Source organism: Neobacillus bataviensis (genome assembly GCF_019969725.1).
The window spans coordinates 66932-91653 of record NZ_JAHXYW010000003.1 but is presented as its reverse complement, the minus strand read 5'-3'; the positions used below and the strand labels follow the sequence as shown (position 1 = coordinate 91653).

Annotated in this window: 25 protein-coding genes; 18 read left to right on the top strand and 7 right to left on the bottom strand. The window is 39.5% G+C overall.

Annotated elements, in window-relative coordinates; all coding sequences use genetic code 11:
- Positions 1–104: 104 nt before the first annotated feature.
- The 4 genes from LC455_RS08875 (at position 105) to LC455_RS08860 (ending at position 5779) form a co-directional block, all read left to right on the top strand.
- Positions 105–1760, top strand: a complete 1656-nt coding sequence (locus LC455_RS08875; protein ID WP_223590003.1) for a class I adenylate-forming enzyme family protein — start codon at positions 105–107, stop codon at positions 1758–1760.
- Between the two features lie 12 nt (positions 1761–1772).
- On the top strand, positions 1773–3320 hold the full coding sequence (locus tag LC455_RS08870; protein ID WP_223590001.1) for an acyl-CoA carboxylase subunit beta: 1548 nt from the start codon (positions 1773–1775) through the stop codon (positions 3318–3320).
- A gap of 276 nt (positions 3321–3596) precedes the next feature.
- Positions 3597–4787 carry a glycine C-acetyltransferase gene (locus tag LC455_RS08865; RefSeq protein WP_223589999.1) on the top strand — a complete coding sequence of 397 codons (1191 nt, stop codon included), beginning with the start codon at positions 3597–3599 and terminating at the stop codon, positions 4785–4787.
- A 29-nt stretch (positions 4788–4816) separates the two neighbouring features.
- Positions 4817–5779 carry an L-threonine 3-dehydrogenase gene (locus LC455_RS08860; RefSeq protein WP_223589997.1) on the top strand — a complete coding sequence of 321 codons (963 nt, stop codon included), beginning with the start codon at positions 4817–4819 and terminating at the stop codon, positions 5777–5779.
- 32 nt (positions 5780–5811) lie between these two features.
- On the opposite strand, the gene selD is transcribed toward LC455_RS08860, so the two are convergent.
- Positions 5812–6864 carry a selenide, water dikinase SelD gene (gene selD, locus LC455_RS08855; protein ID WP_223589995.1) on the bottom strand — a complete coding sequence of 351 codons (1053 nt, stop codon included), beginning with the start codon at positions 6862–6864 and terminating at the stop codon, positions 5812–5814.
- Between the two features lie 130 nt (positions 6865–6994).
- Here selD and LC455_RS31885 point away from each other — a divergent pair, with 130 nt between their 5' ends.
- Complete coding sequence (locus LC455_RS31885) at positions 6995–7234, top strand: Rdx family protein (protein WP_369075753.1); 240 nt, start codon at positions 6995–6997, stop codon at positions 7232–7234.
- Positions 7235–7319: 85 nt separating this feature from the next.
- On the opposite strand, the gene LC455_RS08845 is transcribed toward LC455_RS31885, so the two are convergent.
- Positions 7320–7724: an Hsp20/alpha crystallin family protein gene (locus LC455_RS08845; RefSeq protein WP_223589993.1), complete on the bottom strand. Its 405-nt coding sequence runs from the start codon at positions 7722–7724 to the stop codon at positions 7320–7322.
- A gap of 113 nt (positions 7725–7837) precedes the next feature.
- On the opposite strand from LC455_RS08845, the gene selA reads away from it, so the two are divergent.
- The gene (gene selA, locus LC455_RS08840; protein ID WP_223589991.1) at positions 7838–9244 is read left to right on the top strand and encodes an L-seryl-tRNA(Sec) selenium transferase; all 1407 of its coding nucleotides are present in this window, start codon (positions 7838–7840) and stop codon (positions 9242–9244) included.
- Between the two features lie 40 nt (positions 9245–9284).
- Here the strand turns inward: selA and LC455_RS08835 are convergent, their stop codons facing one another.
- A complete protein-coding gene (locus LC455_RS08835) occupies positions 9285–9425 on the bottom strand; it encodes a small acid-soluble spore protein P (protein WP_223589989.1) in 141 nt (46 codons plus the stop codon).
- 110 nt (positions 9426–9535) lie between these two features.
- Between LC455_RS08835 and LC455_RS08830 the strand changes: the two genes are divergently transcribed.
- Complete coding sequence (locus LC455_RS08830) at positions 9536–9808, top strand: hypothetical protein (RefSeq protein WP_223589987.1); 273 nt, start codon at positions 9536–9538, stop codon at positions 9806–9808.
- Positions 9809–9837: 29 nt separating this feature from the next.
- On the opposite strand, the gene sspO is transcribed toward LC455_RS08830, so the two are convergent.
- Positions 9838–9990, bottom strand: a complete 153-nt coding sequence (sspO, locus tag LC455_RS08825; RefSeq protein ID WP_066087231.1) for a small acid-soluble spore protein O — start codon at positions 9988–9990, stop codon at positions 9838–9840.
- A gap of 330 nt (positions 9991–10320) precedes the next feature.
- Between sspO and acnA the strand changes: the two genes are divergently transcribed.
- From acnA to abc-f, 3 genes are all read left to right on the top strand, one after another.
- Positions 10321–13026, top strand: coding sequence for an aconitate hydratase AcnA (gene acnA / locus LC455_RS08820; protein ID WP_223589985.1), 2706 nt, complete (start codon positions 10321–10323; stop codon positions 13024–13026).
- A gap of 632 nt (positions 13027–13658) precedes the next feature.
- Entirely contained in the window at positions 13659–13793 is a 135-nt protein-coding gene (locus tag LC455_RS31360) for a hypothetical protein (protein ID WP_263297734.1), read from the top strand.
- 576 nt (positions 13794–14369) lie between these two features.
- Complete coding sequence (abc-f, locus tag LC455_RS08815; protein ID WP_223589984.1) at positions 14370–16070, top strand: ribosomal protection-like ABC-F family protein; 1701 nt, start codon at positions 14370–14372, stop codon at positions 16068–16070.
- A 70-nt stretch (positions 16071–16140) separates the two neighbouring features.
- Here abc-f and LC455_RS08810 read toward each other — a convergent pair whose 3' ends face one another.
- Positions 16141–17181 (bottom strand): NAD-dependent epimerase/dehydratase family protein, encoded by a 1041-nt coding sequence (locus LC455_RS08810; protein WP_223589982.1) that lies wholly within the window; start codon positions 17179–17181, stop codon positions 16141–16143.
- A gap of 189 nt (positions 17182–17370) precedes the next feature.
- Between LC455_RS08810 and mtnA the strand changes: the two genes are divergently transcribed.
- From mtnA to LC455_RS08770, 8 genes are all read left to right on the top strand, one after another.
- On the top strand, positions 17371–18420 hold the full coding sequence (gene mtnA / locus LC455_RS08805) for an S-methyl-5-thioribose-1-phosphate isomerase (RefSeq protein ID WP_223589980.1): 1050 nt from the start codon (positions 17371–17373) through the stop codon (positions 18418–18420).
- A gap of 101 nt (positions 18421–18521) precedes the next feature.
- A complete protein-coding gene (locus LC455_RS08800) occupies positions 18522–19058 on the top strand; it encodes a peroxiredoxin family protein (protein ID WP_223589978.1) in 537 nt (178 codons plus the stop codon).
- Between the two features lie 125 nt (positions 19059–19183).
- Positions 19184–19315 (top strand): FbpB family small basic protein, encoded by a 132-nt coding sequence (locus LC455_RS08795; RefSeq protein ID WP_223589976.1) that lies wholly within the window; start codon positions 19184–19186, stop codon positions 19313–19315.
- Between the two features lie 68 nt (positions 19316–19383).
- A complete protein-coding gene (locus LC455_RS08790) occupies positions 19384–19524 on the top strand; it encodes an acid-soluble spore protein N (RefSeq protein WP_420491684.1) in 141 nt (46 codons plus the stop codon).
- A gap of 125 nt (positions 19525–19649) precedes the next feature.
- Positions 19650–19865, top strand: a complete 216-nt coding sequence (gene tlp / locus LC455_RS08785; protein ID WP_223589972.1) for a small acid-soluble spore protein Tlp — start codon at positions 19650–19652, stop codon at positions 19863–19865.
- Between the two features lie 111 nt (positions 19866–19976).
- Entirely contained in the window at positions 19977–22304 is a 2328-nt protein-coding gene (locus tag LC455_RS08780; RefSeq protein ID WP_223590894.1) for an AAA family ATPase, read from the top strand.
- Positions 22305–22328: 24 nt separating this feature from the next.
- The gene (locus tag LC455_RS08775; RefSeq protein ID WP_223589970.1) at positions 22329–22760 is read left to right on the top strand and encodes an acyl-CoA thioesterase; all 432 of its coding nucleotides are present in this window, start codon (positions 22329–22331) and stop codon (positions 22758–22760) included.
- Positions 22761–22778: 18 nt separating this feature from the next.
- On the top strand, positions 22779–23090 hold the full coding sequence (locus tag LC455_RS08770; RefSeq protein ID WP_223589969.1) for a hypothetical protein: 312 nt from the start codon (positions 22779–22781) through the stop codon (positions 23088–23090).
- Between the two features lie 25 nt (positions 23091–23115).
- Here LC455_RS08770 and LC455_RS08765 read toward each other — a convergent pair whose 3' ends face one another.
- Together LC455_RS08765 and LC455_RS08760 are read right to left on the bottom strand one after the other, a co-directional pair.
- A complete protein-coding gene (locus tag LC455_RS08765; RefSeq protein ID WP_223589967.1) occupies positions 23116–23412 on the bottom strand; it encodes a HesB/YadR/YfhF family protein in 297 nt (98 codons plus the stop codon).
- A gap of 86 nt (positions 23413–23498) precedes the next feature.
- A complete protein-coding gene (locus LC455_RS08760) occupies positions 23499–24647 on the bottom strand; it encodes a CapA family protein (protein ID WP_223589966.1) in 1149 nt (382 codons plus the stop codon).
- Positions 24648–24722: the final 75 nt, after the last annotated feature.

The following is a 24722-nucleotide window of genomic DNA, read 5'->3' as shown; positions in this document are numbered from 1 at the left end:
ATTAACTTTCATGTACTATTAATCTTAGACATGTAGTCAGAAAATTCAAAATTAGTTACCTAAAAAATACTAACCGGTCAGTAAGATTGTTTGGAGGAATGAAAATGGTAGAAAAAACACGGCCTTATTGGCCAGACCAGCTTCCTGCTCAACTGGAATATTTACAAGGAGAAAAGCCCTTAGTTGATTACTTAGAACAACATGGAAAACAACGGCCGAAGGATCTGGCTTATATTTTTTATGGCACAAAGATTTCATGGGGAGAGCTTTTAGATTATGTAAACAAGTTCTCATATTATTTGGACCAAAAAGGGGTAAAGAAGGGAAGCTGTGTTGCGCTCTACTTGCAAAACTGTCCACAATATATCATCGCACATTTCGCCATTCAAAAATTGGGCGGCATCGTCATCCCGTTAAACCCGATGTTTAAAGAAAATGAATTGATATATTACTTAGAAGAAGCTCCAATAGAAGGAATCATTGCCGGTTCCGAAGGTATTCCCCTTGTTAAAAAAGCAATCGAAAAAGTACGTCCTCTGAATTTTGTTGTTATGACAAACTATGATGATTTCCTCCCAGACCAAACAGAATGGAACTTTCCTAAAGAATTTATCTTTCCAAAGCTTTCATTTTCTGAGACCGATCAATTCTCTAATATTCTCCAAACTGAAATTCCCCATGAAGGGAAAGAAAATGTGGATTTATGGAATGATGTCGGTTTAATGGTATTCACTTCAGGGACTACCGGCCGTCCAAAAGGGGCGATGCTCACCTACGGGAATGCCTTATTTAAAACGGCAGCCTCGGCACAGGCAAATGGAATGAGCCAGGATGAAATTTTTATGGCCAGTGCGCCATTATGCCATATTGCAGGAATGGTTATGGGGTTAAATACGCCGATTTATTCTGGAAGACCCTGTGTCTTGTTTATAAAATTCGACCCATTCGCAACCGTTGAAGCCATTGAAAAATACAAAGTCAGTTATTGGTACAGCATTGCACCAATGAACTGGGCCATCTTACAAATTCCTGGAATTGCTGAAAAAGATTTATCGAGCTTAAAAACGAATTTAGCAACGAGTTTTGGTGTTCAAGTAACAAAAGAACTCGCTGAACAATGGAAAGAGGTCACTAACGGCTGTATTCTTTATGAAGCCGCTTACGGTCTAAGTGAGACCCATACCTGCGATACTTATATGCCTAAGGAAAAAATTAAATTTGGGTCCTGCGGCATTCCTGTTTATGATACGGAAATTCGCATAATTAATCTTGAAACAGGTGAGAACCAGCCTCCAGGTAAACAAGGGGAAATAATCGTAAAAAATCCAGGTGTGTTTAAAGGTTATTTAAACCGCCCTGATGCCACTGCCGATACATTAAGGGATGGATGGGTTCATACCGGAGATATTGGGTGCCTTGATGAAGATGGTTATTTATTTTTCCAGGGCCGTATAAAGGAAATGATCAAATGCTCGGGATATAGTATTTTTCCTGAAGATGTAGAAGCGCTGCTCAACTTACATCCTGCCATTCGTCAATCCGCAGTCATCGGAGTTCCTGACCCAGTAAAAGGGGAAGTAGTTAAAGCCTTTGTAGTGTTAAAGGACACGGAAAAAGAAAAAGTAGGGCCGGATGATATTATCAAATGGTCGAAGGAGAATATGGCCGCCTATAAATATCCTAGATATGTGGAAATAATTGAACAGCTGCCAGCTACACCGTCTGGAAAAGTACTAAGAAAATTGTTAAAAGGGAATTAGGAGAGGGAACTTATGGATAATTTACAGCAATTAACTGGAGAACTTCAAGCAAAAAAAGAAACAGCCCTTTTAGGCGGAGGCAAGGATAAAATTGCGGCCCAGCATGGAAAGGGTTTGCAAACTGCACGAGAGAGAATTGAAATGTTAGCTGACCACGGCACATTCTTGGAGCTCGGTATATTAAATACTTCGGATGTGAAAGGTACTGAGGATAAAAGTTATGGTGACGGACTGGTTGCCGGTGTTGGGAAAGTGAATGGAAGACCTGCTGTTATCCAAGCGGGAGACAAGACTGTTTTTGCCGGCACAGAAGGGAATGTCCATATCCGGAAATCAAAAAGTATCCATGATTTTGCCATAAAAAATGGGTTGCCGATTTTTTCACTGCATGAAGGCGGGGGCCTTAGGATGCCGGATGGGATGGGCTCGGATGGAATTAGTGATAAATTATTCCCGAGAGAAATGCTAACGCTTCATCGCCAAGTTCCAACGATGACGGCTATATTGGGCGACAGCTTTGGGGGGCCGACCTGGGCAGCAGTTTCATCCGATTTTGTTACCCAGCTTCACGGAACATGCATGGCAATAGCGGGACCACGTATGCTTGAGCTTGCTAATGGCCAAAAATTGTCACCGGAAGAATTGGGCGGAGTCGATGTGCATCACCGTTATACAGGACAAATTGATGAAGATGGTGCAACCGAAGAAGAGTGCATGCAGCAATTAAAAACGTATTTTTCGTTTATGCCGCAAAATGCGGGAGAAAGGCCTCGAATGAAGGCAACAACCGATGATCCTTATCGTTTAATCGATGAAGTATTGACCATTTTACCACAGCAAAGCAACCGTGTTTATAATATGAAGAAAATCATTGATCTAATTGTAGATGATGGTCTTACCTTTGAGTTTCAGAGGAAGTTTGGCAAAGGATTGATCACTGCTTTTGCCCATTTGAACGGCCATGTTGTCGGAATCGTTGCGAACCAGCCAAGTCATTATGCAGGGGCTCCAGGACCACAGGAATGCCAAAAGGCCACTGAATTTATTTGTCTGTGCGACTCCTACCATATTCCGCTCATTTTTCTTCATGATACACCGGGTTTCCGGATCAGCAGCGAAGCGGAAAAAGCAAAGATGCCGACAAAAATTATGGTTTGGAATCAAGCGCTCGCCTTATCAACCGTACCGAAAATATCCGTTGTTATTCGTAAAAGTATCGGTGCGGCTTATGGAAATATGTGCGGGCCTGGCATGGGCGGGGATTTGGTCGTAGCCTGGCCAACTGCGGAAATTAATTTTACCGGACCAGAGGTTGGAGTAAACGTCGTATTCGGCCGGGAGTTGGCAAGGTCAGAAAATCCAAGTGAGGAGCGTAAAAAACTTTTAGAGCTTTGGTCCTTTGACAGTTCCCCATACAAAGCGGCCGCCAAACATTTAATCGATGATATCATACAGCCGAATGAAACAAGGAAATTCCTCTGCCAATCGCTTGAATATTTATTAACATCAAAAAGAGAAAAAAGCGAACGACGTTTAGCAACATGGCCAACAGGGATCTAAATAATAAAGGGAGAACCTTTCCAATGGATTGGTTCTTTTTCTTTGCAGCTAACTGTTTAAAATATCCTTCTAGCGAGTTGGGCAATCTAAATTTATAAAATTATTTTTATTTTTTTGTCCTCTACATATGAACATTTCATAAAAAGTGTGATAAAGTATATTACAGGAATCCTTTAATAAAGGCGTTAGCGAAGATACGCGTGTCTTTCTGGAGTGGACAAATGTATGTATTAAAACGACAAAAGGATACTTTAGATAATATAGGAGGTATTGAAAATGTCCAGTAACATTTTGGAGCAATTTTTAAACGAAAATCTTGAAGATTTAAAAGGTAAAGGCCTTTACAATGTTATAGATCCGCTAGAAAGTCCAAACGGACCAATGATTACCATTAACGGTAAAGAGCTTGTCAATCTTTCTTCTAATAATTATTTAGGACTGGCAACAGACGAGCGTTTGAAAAAAGCAGCCTCTGAGGCGATTGTTCAGTATGGTGTCGGTGCAGGAGCTGTTCGAACCATTAATGGAACGCTGAAACTTCATGTTGAATTAGAGGAAAAGCTGGCTGAATTTAAACATACAGAAGCGGCGATTGCATACCAATCCGGATTTAATTGTAATATGGCCGCTATTTCAGCCGTTATGGATAAAAATGATGCTATATTATCCGATGAATTGAACCATGCCTCCATCATTGACGGCTGCAGACTTTCAAAAGCAAAAATAATCCGCTTCAACCACTCTGATATGGAAGATTTACGAGCAAAAGCGAAGGAAGCGAAAGAATCAGGCCAATACAATAAAATCATGGTCATTACGGATGGTGTTTTTTCCATGGATGGCGATGTTGCCTTATTACCTGAAATCGTAAAAATTGCCGAAGAATTTGATTTAATTACATATGTCGATGATGCCCATGGTTCTGGTGTTCTTGGGGAAGGAGCAGGGACGGTCAAGCATTTTGGTTTGTCCGACAAGATTGATTTCCAAATTGGAACACTTTCAAAAGCAATAGGGGTTGTCGGCGGTTATGTTGCCGGGAAGAAAAATCTGATTGACTGGTTAAAGGTTCGCAGTCGTCCTTTCCTATTTTCAACCTCATTAACCCCGGCAGATGTGGCTGCAAGTAAAAAGTCCATTGAAATATTAATGGAAAGCACTGAGCTTAATCAAAAGCTTTGGGAAAACGGCAACTATCTGAAAAAAGGATTAAAGGAATTAGGGTTTAATATCGGCAACAGCGAAACGCCAATTACACCGTGTATCATTGGAGAAGAATCACTTACCCAACAATTTAGCAAGCGGTTAAATGAAGAAGGCGTTTATGCAAAAGCGATTGTTTTCCCGACCGTTCCTCAAGGTACGGGACGGGTCCGCAACATGCCAACTGCGGCGCATACAAAAGAAATGCTGGATAAAGCAATTTCAATATATGAAAAAGTCGGCAAAGAAATGGGTATTATTTAAGACTAAATTGACTGAGGTGGAGGAGCATCATGAAGCGAATATTAATTACGGGTGCATTAGGGCAAATTGGCTCTGAATTAACGATGAAGTTAAGAGATATTTACGGAACAGACAATGTAATCGCTACAGATATTAAAAAGAATGACAGTGAAGCGGCCCAAAGCGGTCCATTTGAGATCGTAGACGTAACCGATTTAAAATCCATGGTTGAGATTGCCAAAAAATATAAAGTTGATACGGTCATGCATTTAGCTGCACTGCTATCTGCTACTGCTGAAGCGAAACCAGTATTTGCTTGGAATTTAAATATGGGCGGACTAATGAATTCCCTTGAAACAGCAAGGGAGGTAAACGCACAATTTTTCACACCAAGCTCAATCGGAGCCTTTGGTCCAACAACCCCAAAGGATGAAACACCACAAGATACCATTATGCGCCCTACCACCATGTATGGTGTAAATAAAGTAGCAGGCGAGTTATTATCTGATTATTACTTCCATAAATTTGGAGTAGACACACGTGGATTGCGTTTTCCAGGCTTAATTTCATATGTTGCCTTACCAGGCGGAGGAACAACAGATTATGCCGTTGAAATTTACTATGAAGCAGTCAAAAATGGTAAATACACATCTTATATTGATAAAGGCACCTATATGGATATGATGTATATGCCAGATGCATTGAATGCGATTATCGACTTAATGGAAGCAGACGCATCCAAATTAATTCATAGAAATTCATTTAATGTTAGTTCGATGAGCTTTGATCCTGAAGAAATTGCTGCGAGTATTCGCAAGTATATCCCAGGATTTAAAATTTCCTATAAAGTGGATCCTGCCCGTCAAAAGATTGCTGACAGCTGGCCAAACTCCATTGATTCCACGGCAGCAAAAGAGGAATGGGGCTTTAAATTCGACTACGACTTAGACAAAATGACGAAGGATATGCTTGATAAGCTGCAGCAAAAATTACAAATGAAAATTTCTAGTTAATCAAAAAAAACAGCGAAGGACTCCTTCGCTGTTTATCTTTTTACATAAATAAGCTTATCTTTTTTCTCGGTTACTCTTCCGATAATTGATGCTTGTCCTAATCCATTTGAATGGAGTCCTTCTATATATTTGTGTGCATCTGATTCACTTAAGGAAACCAGGAGACCACCAGAAGTAATGGCATCACAAAGGACTAGCTGCTCTTCAGGAAGAATCTCTTCATAAGCAACATCATCATTTAACCACTTATGATTCGATTTTGAACCCCCAGGTACAACACCATTTTTCGCAAGGTCAATAGCACCTTCTAGTACTGGCACTTGTGAAGATGATATTTCGAAGCTGACATTGCTGCCGCGCGCCATTTCGCTGCCATGACCAAGTAATCCAAATCCTGTGACATCTGTTACGGCATGAGGGGTAAAGTCTGTTAAAACTTGGGCGGCAGTTTTATTGAGCATGGCCATAGTTTCTGTTACAGCTTGTTCCTGCTCTTTCGATACTACACTTCTTTTAATTCCGGTGGTTAGAATGCCAACCCCAATCGGTTTTGTTAAAACAAGTACATCCCCAGGTCTTGCCCCAACATTTTTCCAAACCTTATCAGGATGGACGATACCTGTTACTGACAACCCGAATTTTGGTTCCTGGTCATCGATCGAATGGCCGCCAACGGTAATCGCCCCAGCTTCCTTTACTTTGTCAGCAGCACCGCGGAGAATTTCCGCCAACATATTTGCACCAAGTATTTTAATCGGGTACCCGACAATGTTTAGGACCGTTTTCGGTTCGCCTCCCATTGCATAGACATCACTTAATGAATTGGCTGCCGCAATTTGCCCAAACATATAAGGATCATCCACGATCGGGGTAAAGTAATCGACCGTTTGAATTAAGGCAATAGTGTCTGTTAAACGGTATACACCGGCATCATCACTTGTTTCATGTCCCACTAACAATTCAGGGACAGGGTCTTGTTTTGGTAATTGACGCAAAACTTGCGCCAGGTCCTCAGGACCGATTTTACAGCCTCAACCAGCTTTAGTTGATAAAGAAGTCAGGCGAATTTTTTCTTGTTCACTCATCACATGTCCACCTCCACTTAAATAGTATAACAATTCCCCTTATAGGAGCAAAACATTTGCGGTAGAATAAGCTGTAAGATAAAATGTTTCTACTATAGAAATAATAGAAAGTTTTAAAGGGGGTACATATATGAAAAATTATCATGTGATTGTTGAATTTTGCATGCAATGAAACTATGCACCAAAAGCCGCGAGTTTCGCGGAAGAATTATTTAACCATTTTTTTCGTGACATAAAAAAGATGGAGCTCATCCCAAGTTCCGGTGGCGCTTTCGAAGTAACGGTTAACGGAGAGAAGATCTATTCTAAACTTGATACGGGCATTTTTCCGGATACAGAAGAAATCATTGAAATTATAGCAGCAAAATAAATAAAACCCTCATACCACAATGGTTATGAGGGTTTTTTAATTTTGCAGTAATACTATTATGTAAACTACTGCAAAAAAAAAGATTTTAAGGCAGTGTAATGTAACGATTTTTTCCAAGTCCCTTTTCAGTTTTTGAAATAAATATCTCTAACACTCCGTTTTTAAAGGCAGCGTTTACTTTATGATCAATAATAGAGAAGGGGAAATCGATGGTACGTACTCTTTCTGAGGATGCTGCGGATAAAGAAGAGGTTTGTTTTTGCGCCGTTATTTCAAGTCTTCGATCTACCATTTTCACAGTTATTTCAGAGCTATTATATTCATCCAGTACCGCTTCAACAATCCAGTCGTCATCTGTTTCATATAAGTCAATGCGAAATTGGGTAAAATCACATAAGGATGTTAGAGGATCCAAAAAGTAATTTTTCATCCATTTTTCCACTAGTTCATAATCGATGGATCGATTTTGAGCAGTATTCCTTTTTTTCATTTACTTATCCTCCTTGCTCGTTTCATATTATTCATCAGCCATAAAAACGTGAAAATGTTATAATAAAATAAATATTTCACCTAACTTTTAACCATTGGGAAGGAGTTTTAGTCATGAAGGAATGGCTTCGTTCGATTCCACCTGTACATGAGTTTCAGAACCATAATCGGTTTTTGTCACTCTTAGAGGTAAGTCGGTTGGATTTTGTTCAACTTTCAAAACAGATGAAAGAAGTGGTAGATGATATTAGGGCTTCTATTTTAAACGGGCATTGGCAAAAAGCAAAACCCGGCACAATGGAATTTATTAATGAAGTTTTTGACTTGCTTGAAAAAAGATTAAAATCCCATTTTTCTCTTACACTTGAAAATGTTATCAATGCAACAGGGACGATCTTACATACAAACCTTGGCAGAGCAAGGTTAAGCGAAAGTGCCATTCAACATGTTGTGGATACCGCCCGAAATTACTCGAATCTTGAATATAAACTGATAGAAGGTGAACGAGGTTCACGTCATAGTCATGTTGAAGCATTAATCAAAGAAATTACAGGCGCAGAAGCAGCCATGGTAGTTAACAATAATGCCGCAGCGGTTTATCTTGTTTTAAGGGCCTGTGCTGCGAAAAAAGAAGTTATTGTCTCACGCGGACAGCTAGTTGAAATTGGCGGTTCGTTCCGTATTTCTTCCATCATGGAGGAAAGCGGCGCAAATCTGGTAGAAGTAGGAACAACCAATAAAACTCATCTTTACGACTATGAAAATGCCATAAGTCCCGAAACCGCTATTGTTATGAAGGTACATACAAGTAATTTCAAGGTTGTCGGCTTTACAAAGTCAGTCGAGACCGAGGAATTAGTGGATTTAACCAAAAAGCTGGATCAAGTGATTTTTTATGAAGATCTGGGCAGTGGTGCACTTTTCGACTTTAGAAAACATGGGATTGGCGACGAACCGGTGGTAAAAGAGGTTATTGAAATGGGAGCAGACGTTGTGACTTTTAGCGGTGACAAACTTCTGGGCGGCCCACAGGCTGGAATCATTGCTGGGAAAAAAGAAATTATTGACAAGTTGAAAAAACATCAGTTAGCAAGAGTCCTTCGGGTTGACAAGATGACACTCGCCGCTTTAGAAGGGACGTTAATTGATTATGCCCGCGGCGACAAAGCGGTTCAGAATATCCCCGTGATTCGTGATTTGTTGGTTACACTTAATGAATTAGACGTAAGGTGTCACGGTTTTGTTACAAACTTGTTACAAAGAACTAATGAATATGAAACAAAAATTTTTCAAGATTCAAGTCAGGTAGGCGGAGGAACCATGCCGGATGTTACATTGCCGACTATGGTCATTGCCTTAAAACATAATACCCTATCTGCCGAGCAGCTTGGACGGAAACTACGCACCGAAACGAAGCCTGCCATTATAGGAAGAATACAAAAAGACGATTTTCTAATTGATCTAAGGACCGTTACAACTGAAGAGGAAGCGATATTAATTGAAGCTTTAGGAAAAATTTAATTAAATAACCCCCTCATGATGGGTGAGGGGGTTATTTGAATTACATGTCATGATGTGAATTATGTTTGGCTCGGGTATGATTCCGATTCTTTACTTTATGAGAGCCGCTCATGGGTTCTGGCTGGCCGGATTGTTTTGGGGCGTTTTTACGCATATCTTTACTAGTGTTTTTATTGGTCATTTTCATCCCTCCTAATAGTTAGGATGCAGAGCTTAAGTCTTTTTATGCTGAATATTTTTTATCGTTCTGTGCATTTTAACGGTATACAATTTTAAGGAGTGAATCATGAAATGACAGACAAATTCCCATATCATAAAGATAAACAGCAAGCATTCCAAGCTGCTCAGCAAGGATATGAAAATGCCCAAGGTCTATTTGAGACAATTGTAAGCGATAGTGCCAGCTATGGGCATCAGCTTAAGCACTTAAAAGACGAAGTAAACGAAGCCTATCAGCAAATTGAAAATGCACTTGAAGTAGCATCTGAACATCAACGAGCTCAGTTAGAACGTTTTCAGCAGGATTTGCAGTCCATGGTAACTGAAGTTAATCAAACAGAATAGTAAAAAGCAGGCGGAATGTCCGCCTGCTTTTATTGATTTTTCTTGCGTTTTTTATTATTCATTCTTTCCTTAGCTGTTAATTCCGGTTCACTTGCCAATTCCTCATTGAAACCGGCACCTTTTCCTTGTCCCTTGGCTGCATTCATCCCTGGAATGACATGATTAGACTTTCGTTTAACCACATAATCACCTCCTAATAATCTTACTATTTCCTTTCTAGTTTAAAAAATGACAATTAAAAAGTTTTTTGAGATAATAATAAAGAAAGCAGGTATTTTCCCATTGCAAAAAACTATGTAGCTTTGACAACATTTTCAAAATATTCAGAACAACTTACATAAAAAAGCATAAGAAAAACTTATCAACCGCAATAACTTTCTTGTAATTTACTTATGTAATAGGTTGTATTAAGATATGAATTGTGAGAAAAGTGAAGCAGGATGGGAAAATTCAATCTTTTCAACTTTTCGTGAAATTTGTTTATTTATGACGAACGAGGGGGTTTTTTACACATGGCGAAAAATGATGTATTTAACGCACGTTCTTCCTTTGAAGCAAACGGCAAAACGTATCATTACTACCGTTTAAATGCATTGGAAGAAGCAGGCATTGGGAAAGTATCCAAATTGCCTTATTCCGTAAAAGTATTACTTGAATCTGTCCTTCGTCAATACGATGGACGTGTAATTGCTAAAGAACATGTTGAAAACTTAGCAAAATGGGGAACAAATGAGCTTCAAGAAGTGGACGTTCCATTCAAGCCAGCTCGTGTTATCCTGCAAGACTTTACTGGAGTTCCTGCGGTAGTTGACCTTGCTTCCTTAAGAAAAGCAATGGCTGACCTAGGTGGCGACCCAGATAAGATCAATCCAGAAAAGACAGTAGATCTAGTTATTGACCACTCTGTACAGGTTGATGCTTATGGATCAGCTGATTCTTTAAAAATCAATATGGATTATGAATTCGAACGTAACGCAGAACGTTATCAGTTCTTAAGCTGGGCACAAAAGTCCTTCAACAACTACCGTGCGGTTCCGCCAGCAACAGGTATCGTTCACCAAGTAAACCTTGAGTACTTGGCTGATGTAGTACATGTTGCAGAAGTTGACGGAGAATTAGAAGCATATCCAGATACATTAGTAGGAACTGACTCCCATACTACCATGATCAACGGTATCGGTGTTCTTGGATGGGGCGTTGGTGGTATTGAAGCGGAAGCCGGAATGCTTGGTCAGCCTTCATACTTCCCAGTACCTGAAGTTGTAGGTGTTAAATTAACAGGTGAACTTCCAAACGGTGCAACAGCAACTGACCTTGCACTTAAAGTAACTCAAGTACTTCGCAGCCACGGTGTTGTAGGTAAATTCGTAGAATTCTTCGGCCCTGGTGTGTCTGTTCTTCCATTAGCAGACCGTGCAACAATCGCGAACATGGCTCCTGAGTATGGTGCAACTTGCGGATTCTTCCCAATTGATGGTGAATCTTTAGAGTACATGCGCTTAACAGGCCGTGACGAAGAGCTAATCAATGTAGTTGAACAATATTGCAAAGCAAACGGCTTATTCTTCAATCCATCAGAAGAGCCTGTGTATACAGATGTAATTGAAATCGACCTTTCTGAAATCGAAGCAAACCTTTCTGGTCCTAAGCGTCCACAAGATTTGATTCCACTTTCAAAAATGAAGGAAGAATTCGTTAAAGCTGTTTCTGCTCCTCAAGGCAACCAAGGCTTCGGCTTACAAGCTGATGAACTTGAAAAATCAGCAACCGTTAATTTCAATAACGGAGATCAAACTGAAATTAAAACTGGTGCAGTAGCCATTGCATCCATCACTAGCTGTACAAACACTTCTAACCCATATGTTTTAGTGGGTGCTGGACTTGTTGCGAAAAAAGCAGTTGAACTTGGAATGGAAGTTCCTAAGTTTGTTAAAACTTCTTTAGCACCAGGTTCTAAGGTTGTAACTGGATACCTTCGTGATTCCGGATTGCTTCCATACCTTGAGCAAATCGGTTTCAACCTTGTTGGTTACGGCTGTACAACATGTATCGGTAACTCCGGTCCATTAAAAGAAGAAATCGAAAAAACTATCGCTGAAAACGATCTATTAGTTACATCAGTTCTTTCTGGTAACCGTAACTTTGAAGGACGTATTCACCCACTTGTAAAAGCTAACTACTTGGCTTCACCACCACTAGTTGTTACTTATGCGCTTGCTGGTACAGTAAACATTGATTTCGCATCTGAACCAATTGGTAAAGATAAAGACGGCAACGATGTATTCTTCAAAGATATCTGGCCAACTACTGCTGAAGTGAATGAAGTAGTAAAGAAGACGGTTACTCCTGAATTATTCCGTAGAGAATATGAGAACGTCTTCGGCGACAATGAGCGTTGGAACGAAATCAAGACTAGCAATGAGCCATTATATACTTGGGATGAGGATTCTACTTACATTGCGAACCCTCCATTCTTTGAAGGCTTATCACCAGAACCAGGCACTGTTGAGCCATTAACTGGACTTCGTGTTGTAGGGAAATTCGGTGATTCTGTAACAACTGACCATATTTCACCTGCAGGAGCCATCGGCAAGAATACTCCAGCTGGTAAATATCTGTTAGAAAAAGGCGTTCAGCCTCGTGACTTCAACTCATACGGTTCTCGCCGTGGTAACCACGAAGTCATGATGCGTGGTACTTTCGCAAATATCCGTATCCGTAACCAAATCGCACCAGGCACAGAAGGCGGCTTCACCACTTACTGGCCAACTGGCGAAGTTACATCTATTTACGATGCTTGCATGAAGTACAAAGAAGACGGCACTGGCCTAATGGTTCTTGCTGGTAAAGATTACGGAATGGGCTCTTCACGTGACTGGGCTGCGAAAGGTACAAACCTTTTAGGCATCAAAACAGTTCTAGCTGAAAGCTTCGAACGTATCCACCGTTCAAACCTAGTGTTAATGGGCGTACTGCCACTTCAATTTAAAGATGGCGACAGCGCTGAAACACTTGGATTAACAGGTACAGAAACTTTTGAAGTTCAAGTAGATGAAAACGTAAAACCACGTGATCTTGTAAAAGTGACTGCTACTGACGAAGCTGGCAACAAGAAAGAATTCGACGTTCTTGTTCGTTTCGATTCTGAAGTAGAAATCGATTACTACCGTCACGGCGGCATTCTACAAATGGTTCTTCGTGAGAAATTACAAGCATAAAAATGAAAACACCATGCAGCTTTTGCATGGTGTTTTGTTCTTAAAAACTGTTTTGATCGAATAATACGGCGAAATCGTGACGTTCTAATGCCCATGACCTCCCGAAATGAAGGGCGACGGTAATTAGGAGAGGCTCCTAATGCTTATGCACGCCAAAAATGAACGGTCACGGTAATTAGGAGAGGCTTCTAATGCTAATGCACGCCAAAAATGAACGGTCACGGTAATTAGGAGAGGCTTCTAATGCTCACGTACGTCAAAAATGAACGAACACAGTAATTAGGAGAGGCTTTTAATGCCCATGACCTCCCGAAATGAAGGGCGACGGTAATTAGGAGAGCCTCTAAATGCTTATGCACTCCAAAAATGAACGGTCATGGTAATTAGGAGAGGCTCCTAATGCTTATGCACGTCAAAAATGAACGGTCACGGTAATTAGGAGAGGCTCCTAATGCCTCCTAATGCTTATGCACGCCAAAAATGAACGATCACGGTAATTAGGAGAGGCTCCTAATGCTCATGCACGCCAAAAATGAATGCACACGGTAATTAGGAGAGGCTCTTAATGCCCAGCTGCCTCAAAAATTTAGGGTATTTCAGGATCGAAACCAATACTTTCTAAATATGAACGTATGATTGAAGAAGTGGTTTATCAAAAACAAAAGTTTTATGTTGTTGCTTTTGAAAAAGCTGAAGGAGTTCCAGAGGGAAATTTCATGGTGAAAGACAGCAGGATAACCGTTTTTGATTTTGATGAGTGTGCTTAACATTGGTTTGCCTATGATCTCGCCGTTTCCTTCTATCATGCCTACTGGCAGTCCTCATCTTTTGTCCCTGAGAGGACTGATTTTAGTGAGATTTTTTTGGTTCAATTTTTAAATGGATACCAAACTGAACACCCTATTAGCAGACACCTGCTTGAACAAATTCCTATTTTCTTGAAAATCAGAGAGATATTTTTATATGTTTTATTTTTAGAAAAGTGGGAATTGCGGCATCTTGAAGATTGGCAAGCCTTTACATTAAAAGATTTAAAACAGAAAATGGAGAATAAGATTCCGTATTCAACTGTTAATTTTGAAGAATTGATTGACAAATTTATATGATTTTCAATAAAATGGAACTATCAAACGAAAAGGAATGAAATTTGGGCCGATGAAGTTATAATCTTATTTTTCAGTACATGATTCGAATAACGAAAAATGTTGAACCTGAAGAATAGGATTAGTCTGTCCTTTTTTATGTCCTGATCGTATAACGATGTATATATGGCCTTTTTAGGCTTATTTGTCGACCGATCATACATAAAACTCTCTTCAGGTTCATATGAAGGGAGTTTTTTTATGAACCAAATAATAAAAGTATCTGGATTAGATAAAAGTTTTAACTTGGTGAAAATATTAGCTAATATTCAATTTGACATAAAAAATGGGGAAAGGATCGGACTGGTTGGATATAATGGCACTGGCAAAACCACGCTGGCTAATATTCTTTCAGGAAAACTTCCCCCTGATAGTGGCCAAATTGAGGCTTCAAAAGATTTAAAGATTGGTTACCTATCGCAGTCCATTGATTACGAAGTTAGTGATTTTCAACAGTCTCTTTCAATGAATAAGGAAACTGAATTTTTTAAGCATGCAAGTGAACTTGGCCTTAAGAAAGCACATGAATGGGAAGAGAGTCGTTTAACCCATTTAAGCGGCGGTGAAAAGCTGAAGCTCGCCTTGTCTATGATTTGGGCTTCAAAGCCAGGGTTTTTAATATTAGATGAACCTACAAATCATTTGGATTATAAGGGAATTGAATGGTTGATATCTGAATTAGACAAATTTCCAGGGGCGGTACTTATCATCTCGCACGACCGCCATTTTTTGGATAAGACCGTTACCAGGATATTTGAATTAGAAAATAAGAAAATTCATTTTTTCAATGGGAATTATAGTGAGTATCAAAAGCAAAAACAAAAGAAGTTTAAAGACCATATGCACCAATATGAAGTACAGCAAAGGAAAGTAGAAGACATCGAACTGCAAATGGAGCAGCTTAAATCATGGTCTGATAAAGCTCATAGTACTTCTACGAAACAAGGCAGAGATTATGGCACTAAGGAATATCATCGCGTTAAAGCGAAGAAACGGGATGCACAAGTAAAATCAAAAATGAAACGGCTGCAAAATGAATTAGATAAGAATCAAATCGAGAAACCAATTGAAGAGGCACAAGTAAGATTTCAGTTTGAGAGCGACGGGAAAAGAGGAAAACGAATTATTGAGGCGAAGAAACTGTCAATGACATTCGAGGAGCGGAATCTTTTTCAAGATGCTCATTTTTATATTATTCACGGTGAAAGAATAGGTCTTTTAGGTGAAAATGGCTGCGGGAAATCAACCTTAATAAAAATGATTCTAGGCCATATTGCTTCATCGGGCGGCAATTTATGGACAAGTGACTCCCTTAAAATCGCTTATTTAAGCCAAGATGTGGATGATTTGCCGTCTGATAAATCGGCTCTTGAAGCATTAGGATATACGGATAGAGAAAGCATACTTCAAGCCCGTACATTGTTAGCTAATCTCGGGTTGAAAGAGCAGCATATCACAAAGCCGATTAACACTTTAAGTCTAGGTGAAAGAACAAGAGTCAAATTGGTTGATATGTTAGTACGGGATTACGATATCCTCATCCTTGATGAACCCACCAACCATTTGGATTTACCAAGTCGCGAGCAGCTTGAAAAAACGTTGAGCGAATTTACCGGGACCATTATTACCGTTTCCCATGATTATTATTTTTTAAATAAGCTTTGTGACCGATTGCTTGTTTTTGAGGAACAAACGATTAAACGCGTTGAGATGAAACCTGAGGAATATTTAAATAAAGATAACAAAATTGATGATCATCATGAGACTTTGTTAATTATAGAAAATAGGATAGCCTCAATTTTAGGAGAATTATCGACTATTGATCAGAAAGACCCGAAATATGTGCTTTTGGATCAAGAATTTAAAGACCTTTTAAAACAAAAAAGAAAAATAAACGGCTAATAAGTTGAAAAGAGCAGGGCGGACCTGCTCTTTTTAGTCTTGGATTATATATATCGTGACTCCAAATACCTCATTTATTATTACGTAATAAGTCAAGTAAAGCCTTTTCTTTTTCTACTTGCATCCCGGATTTCCAGTCATCTGCCGACAATGTACGTGTCTTTTCCCAAGCATAAATATCAGCAATACTTTCCTCAACAGGCCGAAAGGTAAGTCCGCTTGAAACAGCCTTATCAATATTAATGGAAAAGGTTCCCTTCCAAGGCTTCTCTACATCAGGTGAAATCGGATAATTCTCAGGAACATAAAGAGGCATTTCTGTCCAAGGCGCGACTCCTTGATCTGCCAAAAATTTCTCATCTGCCCAAACCAGTTCAGCATTTGAGCCGGTTATCTTGATACAGGCATCCAGAAACTGCTTCATAGATAAGGAATAATCCGGCCCGGTTGCATTAAAAGTCCCAGCCGCTTGATTTTTCATCATCGATAAGATCCACTTCGAAAGATCTTGATTATCAATCAGCTGCACCCTTCGTTCTGGATTACCAGGTGCCAAAACCTTCCCACCCTTAGAAATTCTATGTACCCAATAGGGAATGCGGTCAGTATAGTCATGAGGACCAATTAACTGTCCAGCCCGAACGTTTAACACACGTCCTGGCAAATTTTTTTCAGCTATCCGTTCACATAATGCTTTAAAATGCCCATAATACTCATAAACAGGGCCATTTACATCTTTTGTAAGTTCCTTCGCTTTCTCAAGGGTCATCTCTAAAACAGGATAAGTTTCATTCAAATTTTCAGGAATCCAATCTTTATAGACAGAAATACTGGAGATAAAGGTATATTGATTCACCCGGTCCTTTAAAACTTGAGTTGAATTTTGCACTGTAAACGGTATAAAACCGCTGGTATCCAAAACAGCATCCCAATAGCGATTCTCCAATTCCTTTAAATCACCAAACCGATCGCCCGTAATAATTTCAACATCCTTTAATCCCTCATTTTGATTTCCACGGTTAAAAACGGTCACTTCATGGTTTTCCGCTAAAGCCTCCTCAACAAAAGTTCTTCCTAAGAAGCGGCTGCCGCCTAATACGAGAATTTTCAAGAAAAATCCCTCCTCACGTAAAATCATTTTACCAATTTTCAGAAAATAAAAGAAACAAAAACGAAACGGCCATAACTAAAAACTAAAAATATTGCATCTCCTCAAGTTATTGTTACAATATCTATGGTATGTAAGAAAATTCAACTTTAGATGCAGACTTATACATATAGAAGTGGAGATGATTTTTAAGTGGAAAGCTCATTTTTACAATCTGTTTATTACGAAAACGGAATATTAAACATATTAGATCAAACAAAAATTCCAGAGATCACTGAGTTTCTAGAAATCACGAAAATTGAAGATGCCTGGGAGGCAATAAAACAATTAAAGGTTCGCGGCGCACCGGCAATCGGGATTGCTGCGGCCTATGGATTATTGCTTGGCATAAAAGATGCACCAGAAAATTCCTATGACGAATTTTACTCTGTATTTAAAAAGCAAGCTGACTATTTAGCGACATCCCGGCCAACAGCAGTCAATTTATTTTGGGCTTTAAAAAGAATGGATGACCGTGCCAAAAAAGAAAAAGACCAACCCATTGCCCGAATTAAAGAAGCACTTGAAAATGAAGCCCATTTAATCCGCACAGAAGATGAAGAGGTTTGCCGATCTATTGGCGAGCATGCTTTAACACTTCTTCATGATGGTATGGGAATTCTAACACATTGTAATGCTGGCGGTATTGCAACAGCCAGGTACGGAACAGCTCTTGCGCCGCTTTATTTGGCGCAAGAAAATGGCTGGGATATCAAAGTGTATGCGGATGAAACAAGACCATTATTGCAAGGAGCCCGTTTGACAGCATGGGAGCTGATGCAAGCAGGAATCGATGTCACCTTGATTACGGACAGTATGGCCGCTATGGTGATGCAAAAAGGCTGGGTTCAGGCTGTTATTGTTGGATGTGACCGTGTGGCTGCCAATGGAGACGTAGCCAATAAAATTGGAACCTATGGTGTGGCATTACTCGCCAAAGCTCATGATATTCCTTTCTTTGTTGCTGCTCCAACCTCAACCATCGACTTGGATACGAAAACAGGTGCAGATATCCCTATTGAAGAAAGGGAGGCCTCGGAAATTACCGAAGGGTTCGGGAAAAGAACGGCCCCAGAAGGTGTGAAGGTTTTCAATCCGGCGTTCGATGTCACTCCACATGAATTGGTGTCAGCGATCATTACAGAAAAGGGAATACTAAAAGGGAATTACCAAGAAGAGCTTCCAAAACTTTTTATAAAGTAGAGAACCATTGTTCACAGAATCGGCATAACCAATCTTTGTTTCAATAGGGATAATAGTGTAAAATGGTAGCAAATATGATTGGATAAAGGAGGGAGTCGGGTATGATGAAAAAAGTCATTGCTGCTGTGGTTTTGATCTCATTACTTACTGTAGCAATTGTACAGGCTATGGAGAAAAAGACAGAACAACCCGATACCGCAAGTACTGCATCAGTGAATAAGGAAGGCTTAGCCATCGGGGCAAAGGCACCTGATTTTGAATTAAAAACATTGACTGGTGAAACAGTCAAGCTATCGAACTTAAAAGGGAAGAAAGTTATGCTGAACTTTTGGGCAACATGGTGCCCGCCATGTAAAGCGGAAATGCCTGAAATGGAGCAGTTTTACAAAGAAAAGGATAAAGATCTTGTCATTTTGGCTGTCAACATAGACCCGCAATTGGAAGTCCAGAAATTTGTGGATGAAAACAAGATCACCTTCCCAATCCTTCTTGATGCAGAGGATAAAGTAAATGAAGCTTACCAAATTTTATCGATCCCAACTACTTATTTTATAGATAGTAAAGGCATCATTCAGTATAAATTTACCGGAGCCATGACTCTTGATATCATGAAAGATAATGCAAGTAGATTAAAGTAATGGAAAGACGTTGGTATGATACCAGCGTTTTTTTTATCTTATATAAATTTTCAAAAAGTTGTAATAATTTCAACCGTTTCAGGGAATAATAACTGTTACAATAGGATATAAGGAAGGTGATAGAAATGAGAAAGCCTAGAAAACGCTCATTCGCAGAACTAGTATCAGAAAATAAATCCCAACTTTTGAAAGACCATGCTGCAATGGAAAAAATCGAACAACGTTTAGAAGAAAAACGCCTCGGTAAAGCAGAGTAATCACAATGTTTGCCAATCATGGTTTGTAATCCTTATGGACAAAATATAATCAAGGAGGGATTATGACTATGACTAAAGGCTATAAAACAAAACGTTTCGCCCCAGACCATCTAGGGACACAACCAAAAGGAATTAGTGGAAATAAAGGAAACAAAATGAATGATACATCTGGCAAGCATGCACAGGTAATTCAAACAAAAGGTGAATAATTTTTATTGGATATAAGACCCTAGGCTTTAGCCAATGGGTCTTTTTTGTTTAAATTCCTCACATATTTTTTGACCTCCGATACAAACTATATCTGTACCATTTCTATATCAAGGAGGATTTATCGATGGAATACAATAACAAGCCAAAACCGGATGATCGCAGCGATAATGCTGAAAAGCTGCAGGCCATGATTCAAAATACTCAGGACAATATTCAAAAAGCAGAGCAATCCCTTTCTTTTACGGATAGTGAACAACAACGCCAGCAAATCGAAGCAAAAAATGAGCGCAGACGCGAGAGTGTTGAATCATTCAGAGCAGAAATACAGGATGAAACCTGAAAAAATTTAGAGTTAAATGGGTAAAGGATCTAGTCGAACAGGACGGATCCTTTTTTTAGGTTCAGGACTTGTATTATGGTAAGATAAAAGGGAATTTTTTATAAAGAAGTGATGATATTGAATCAACAAATTAACAACCAGGTAATTACACAACAGCACATTATCCGTTGGGAAAAAGAATTAGACCAAAATGGTTTTATATCTGATGAAAACCTGTTGATGAGTTTGTTAGGGAAGGAAAAAAATCCGCTAACACGTTCGAAGCTTTTAACCCTTGCAGCGATTTCACGAAAAGCGCGGAATAAAAAGGATTCATTGGCCGATTTTTGGTTGGACAAAGCGTTGGAGTTAAATCCACATAATCAAGAAGCAAAGGAATATTTGCTTCAGTCTGATTGGAAAAAATGGAAGGATGTATTGACACAGCTTTCTTTTCCATCGATCAGGGAAACAGATAACCGCACAGCTAAAAAGAAAACCGCTGAAGAATACATACAAATTTGCCAACGATTTTTATCAGAGGCTGACGATTCCTTAAGTGAATTGGAAAAGGAAAGGAACCTTACGACTGGACTGAGGGACCATACTATTATCGCAAAGTACCAAATGCTTTTCGAGTTGCTTTCCTCTGCTATAACCGAAACCGTCAGTTTGTTAAAGGCAGCAGAAGAATATGACCAATCCATTACTGGAGTGTTTCACACCTCCACCTTTTATGATGATTTAAAATCCCATTTAGCAGCTGTCGAAGATCTTAAGCAGCAGTGGCAAAGTCATTTTCAAGAAGAAGAGGCCATCGAAGAAACTTTTGACACTGCTTTGGACCAGTTGAACACAATGATTGGAATGGAGCAGGTAAAAAAACGGGTCAACGATTTTTATCGATTTATCAAGTATCAAAAGACCCGCAAGGAAATCGGTTTCCAAATAAAAGATGATCTAAGCCTTAATATGATCTTGACCGGGAATCCAGGCACCGGGAAAACAACACTTGCCCGCCTGCTGGCTAAAATTTATCACGAATTAGGTGTGCTTCCTCATGAAGAAGTGGTCGAGACGAATCGAGCACAATTGGTAGGGGCCTTTGTCGGTCAGACCGAAGAAAATGTTAAAGCAGTCGTTGAACGCTCTATTGGTGGAGTGCTGTTCATTGATGAAGCCTACAGCCTTAAACGGGAAGGCCAATCAGGAAATGACTATGGCCAGGCGGCTGTAGATACTCTTGTTTCGATGATGACGAGTTCGGAATACGGAGGAAAGTTCGCCGTCATATTAGCCGGATATCCGGAAGAAATGCGATCTTTTTTAGATACAAATCCAGGTTTACGAAGCCGCTTTCCGCAATCTAATTTCATTCAACTCCCTAATTACTCCAACGATGAATTAGTGATGATTGCTGAACAAATTGCTTCAGAGAATGATTATTTTATGACAGAAGAAGCGAAAATCGAAATTGTTAACCGATTGGATATGGAGCGGGTGGATGACACTTTCGGAAATGCTAGAACCGTTAAGAACATTGTTATGGATGCTATTTTTAAAAAAGGCTCAGAAAAGCAGGTTAACAAAGATGAATTCATGGATTATATGATGTTAAATAAGGAAGATTTCCTGATTGAAAAACCGAAAACAGTGGATTCACCAAAGGACCAATTAAACAGGTTAATTGGTTTAAATTCCATCAAAAATGAAATGCATGCACTGATTTCTTTTGTAAAAATGCAGCAGTTTAGACGGAATCAAGGACTGCCAACAGTACCGATTCAGCTTCATGCTGTTTTCACAGGAAATCCGGGGACAGGTAAAACAACGGTTGCCAAACTATATGCTGAAATGCTGAGAGAGTGTGGCATTTTAAAGAGGGGGCATCTGATTGTCGCCAGCCGCGCCGATTTTGTGGCAGGCTATGTGGGGCAGACAGCTGGGAAAACAAAGAAACTGATCAGGCAAGCCCTAGGGGGTGTTCTGTTTATCGATGAGGCCTATTCACTACTTGCCCACACAACCGCTGATTTCGGGAAAGAGGTCATTGATACCCTTGTCGATGAAATGACAAAGCATAATGAAAATTTGGTTGTCGTGCTGGCAGGATATCCAAACGAAATGGACGAATTACTAGAAAGTAATCCCGGGCTGCGTTCAAGGTTTAAAAAGTTCTTTTTCTTCCCTGATTATTCTACGGAAGAGATGCTGTCCATTATGGAAGCCTATGCTGGACGATTCCAATATCAATTGACAAAAGAAGCAAGTACGTTGCTGCGTGAATCGTTCGAAGCTGAAACTTTCAAAGGGAATGGCCGCTTTGCAACCAATTTAGTCGATGAAATCATTCAAGCACAGGCTGCTCGATTAATGACAGGGCAGGAAACAAATCTCCTTGAAATGTCATTATTTCTGGATATGGACGATGTTATTAACGCATTGATGAAATGTAAATAAACGAAAAAAGAAAGGAACATTTTTGTGGATAATTATTTTGTTTCTCATAGAGAAATTCAGCTTTACTACGCAGATACCGATATGATGGGTGTCATTTATCATGCGAATTATTTAAAATTTTTTGAGTTAGGCCGAACAGGCTTTATTGAAGATATTGGTTATAGTTATCTTTCGATGGAAGAAGCAGGCTATTACGCTCCCGTCTATGATATTCAAATCACCTACAAAAAGCCTTTAAGATATGGTGATAAAGCTTTCGTCAAAACATGGGTTGAACTGAATGATGGAATTAAGACCATCTATGGTTATACCATTTTCAACGGGGACGAAGAAGTATGTGCCGAGGGTAAATCAACCCATATTATTGTTAGAAAAGATAATTTCAGACCAACTTCTTTTAAAAAGACATTTCCTGAATGGTATTTAAAGTATGAGGAAATTAAGAAAAAAGATTGAAGCATCGGGGTGAAATAATTGGCTTTTGGCATAAAAAGGCGAGAGTTAATCGAATGGAAAAGGAAAATCGATAACGGGGAAATTGCATTCTTAACTCATTACTGGCTGGATGACCGTTTCCCTGGTTGTAAGACTGTAACCAAGGTGGGCTGTTCGGATCTTGAAAGATTGGCAGAATGGGGGATTAAATACGGTTTGAAGAAAGAGTGGATTCATCACCGAATCGACGGCTATTCTCATTTTGATTTAATTGGCCCTCGCCAGCAAGAGATTCTTAAGCAGGAAGGTTTAACTAGGCATATATGGATGAACGGCACAGTTGAGAAATAAGGATTCATCAACTGTGCTTATTCTTTTAATCCATTTTTTTATATTCAAAGACGGGTTCCTCATAATCAGAATGATAGTTAATAACTAAATCATGATTATCAAAATACCACAAATCTTTTTCTTCAATATAAAAAGTAATCCCCTCTAAATTTGCGGCTGCACCGATATCAACAGGCTCCTCGGTCGAAACGCCGAGAGAAAATCCACTTTGAACGGTACTGCATCCGCCATACCTTACAAAAAAGCGGACAAAGTCACCATTATTAAGATTGAGTTCTTCTATATACCACGCTGCTGCCTCTTTTGAAATGTGTATATTCATGCGGTCTCCTTTCCATTTTTCCTATCTTTTATTATAAATGATAACTCTTTATGAGCATAACGATAAGATTTATAAATAATCCCAGGTTATCGGAGCCACTGAACCATGTGGGATTGGATTTCCTTGTATTTTGCTTCCGCATTTTGCAGTCCAAACCCGCCTGCTTTTTCTAATGGTACGACACGAAAATGATGATTTTTCTGACTCGTCACATAGGTTGGATAAAAAACAGGATTTGAAAGCTCTATCGAATTTCCTTTGGCGGAAATGTGTTTGAATATATCAATGGTTGCTAAACCGCCAATATCTTTGTAATCACCGTGCTGGGCGGAGATAAAGTTACCTAAGGAATATACAATGAATGTTTTTCTGCCATCGCTCGTTTCAATCCAATCCATCGGCTGAAGGACATGGGGATGGGATCCAAAGATGATATCAACACCTTCATTGGCTAGAAATTGAGCTAATTCCTTTTGTTCTTTCGTCGGGATTCGCTGGTATTCATTTCCCCAATGGATGCTCATCACCACAACATCCGCTTCTTTTCTAGCCCGGTGAATTTCTTCCTTCATCACTTCTCGATTGATAAGGTTGACGAGAAAATCCTTTCCTTTTGGAACAGGGATGCCGTTCGTTCCATATGTATAGGCAAGGAAGGCAAGCTTAATGCCATTTTTATTGACAATCCTTAATTTTTGGCGATCCTTTTCATCAAGGAAGCTTCCAACATGAGGTAGACCGATCGAATTCAAATAAGCAGTTTCGGACTGAATTCCATTTTCGCCTTTATCGAGTGTATGATTATTAGCCGTTGAAACAATATCGACTCCCGTTGAAACAAGGGCATCGGCAACCTCATGGGGACTATTAAACATTGGATAGCCTGATAGCCCGATCTCTGTTCCTCCTAACATACTTTCTTGATTTGCCGTAAGGATATCAGGATTTTCCAATAACGTCTTTACATTTTCAAACATCGGAACGAAATTATAGGAAGCCCCATTAAAAGCATCTTGATAAACGTGATTGTGGATTAGGATATCCCCAATGGCACCAAGCGTCATCTTTTCCTCCATTTCTCGATTTTCAATCAAGGAGAGCCGCTGTTTATGCTTCTGGAAAGAGTGATTATTTTCTTTTTTGTCCGTATTTTTTTGCTGAAGGAGGAAGTAAGCGGTTCCAAAAATACAAATAGATATAATAATAAAAGACTGTACAATGACTCTTTTTTTCATATGTACTCCTATTAATGTTAGTTTTCTTAATATTACTATATAACATTTCAGGTAAATATTAAAATAATGCTGCGG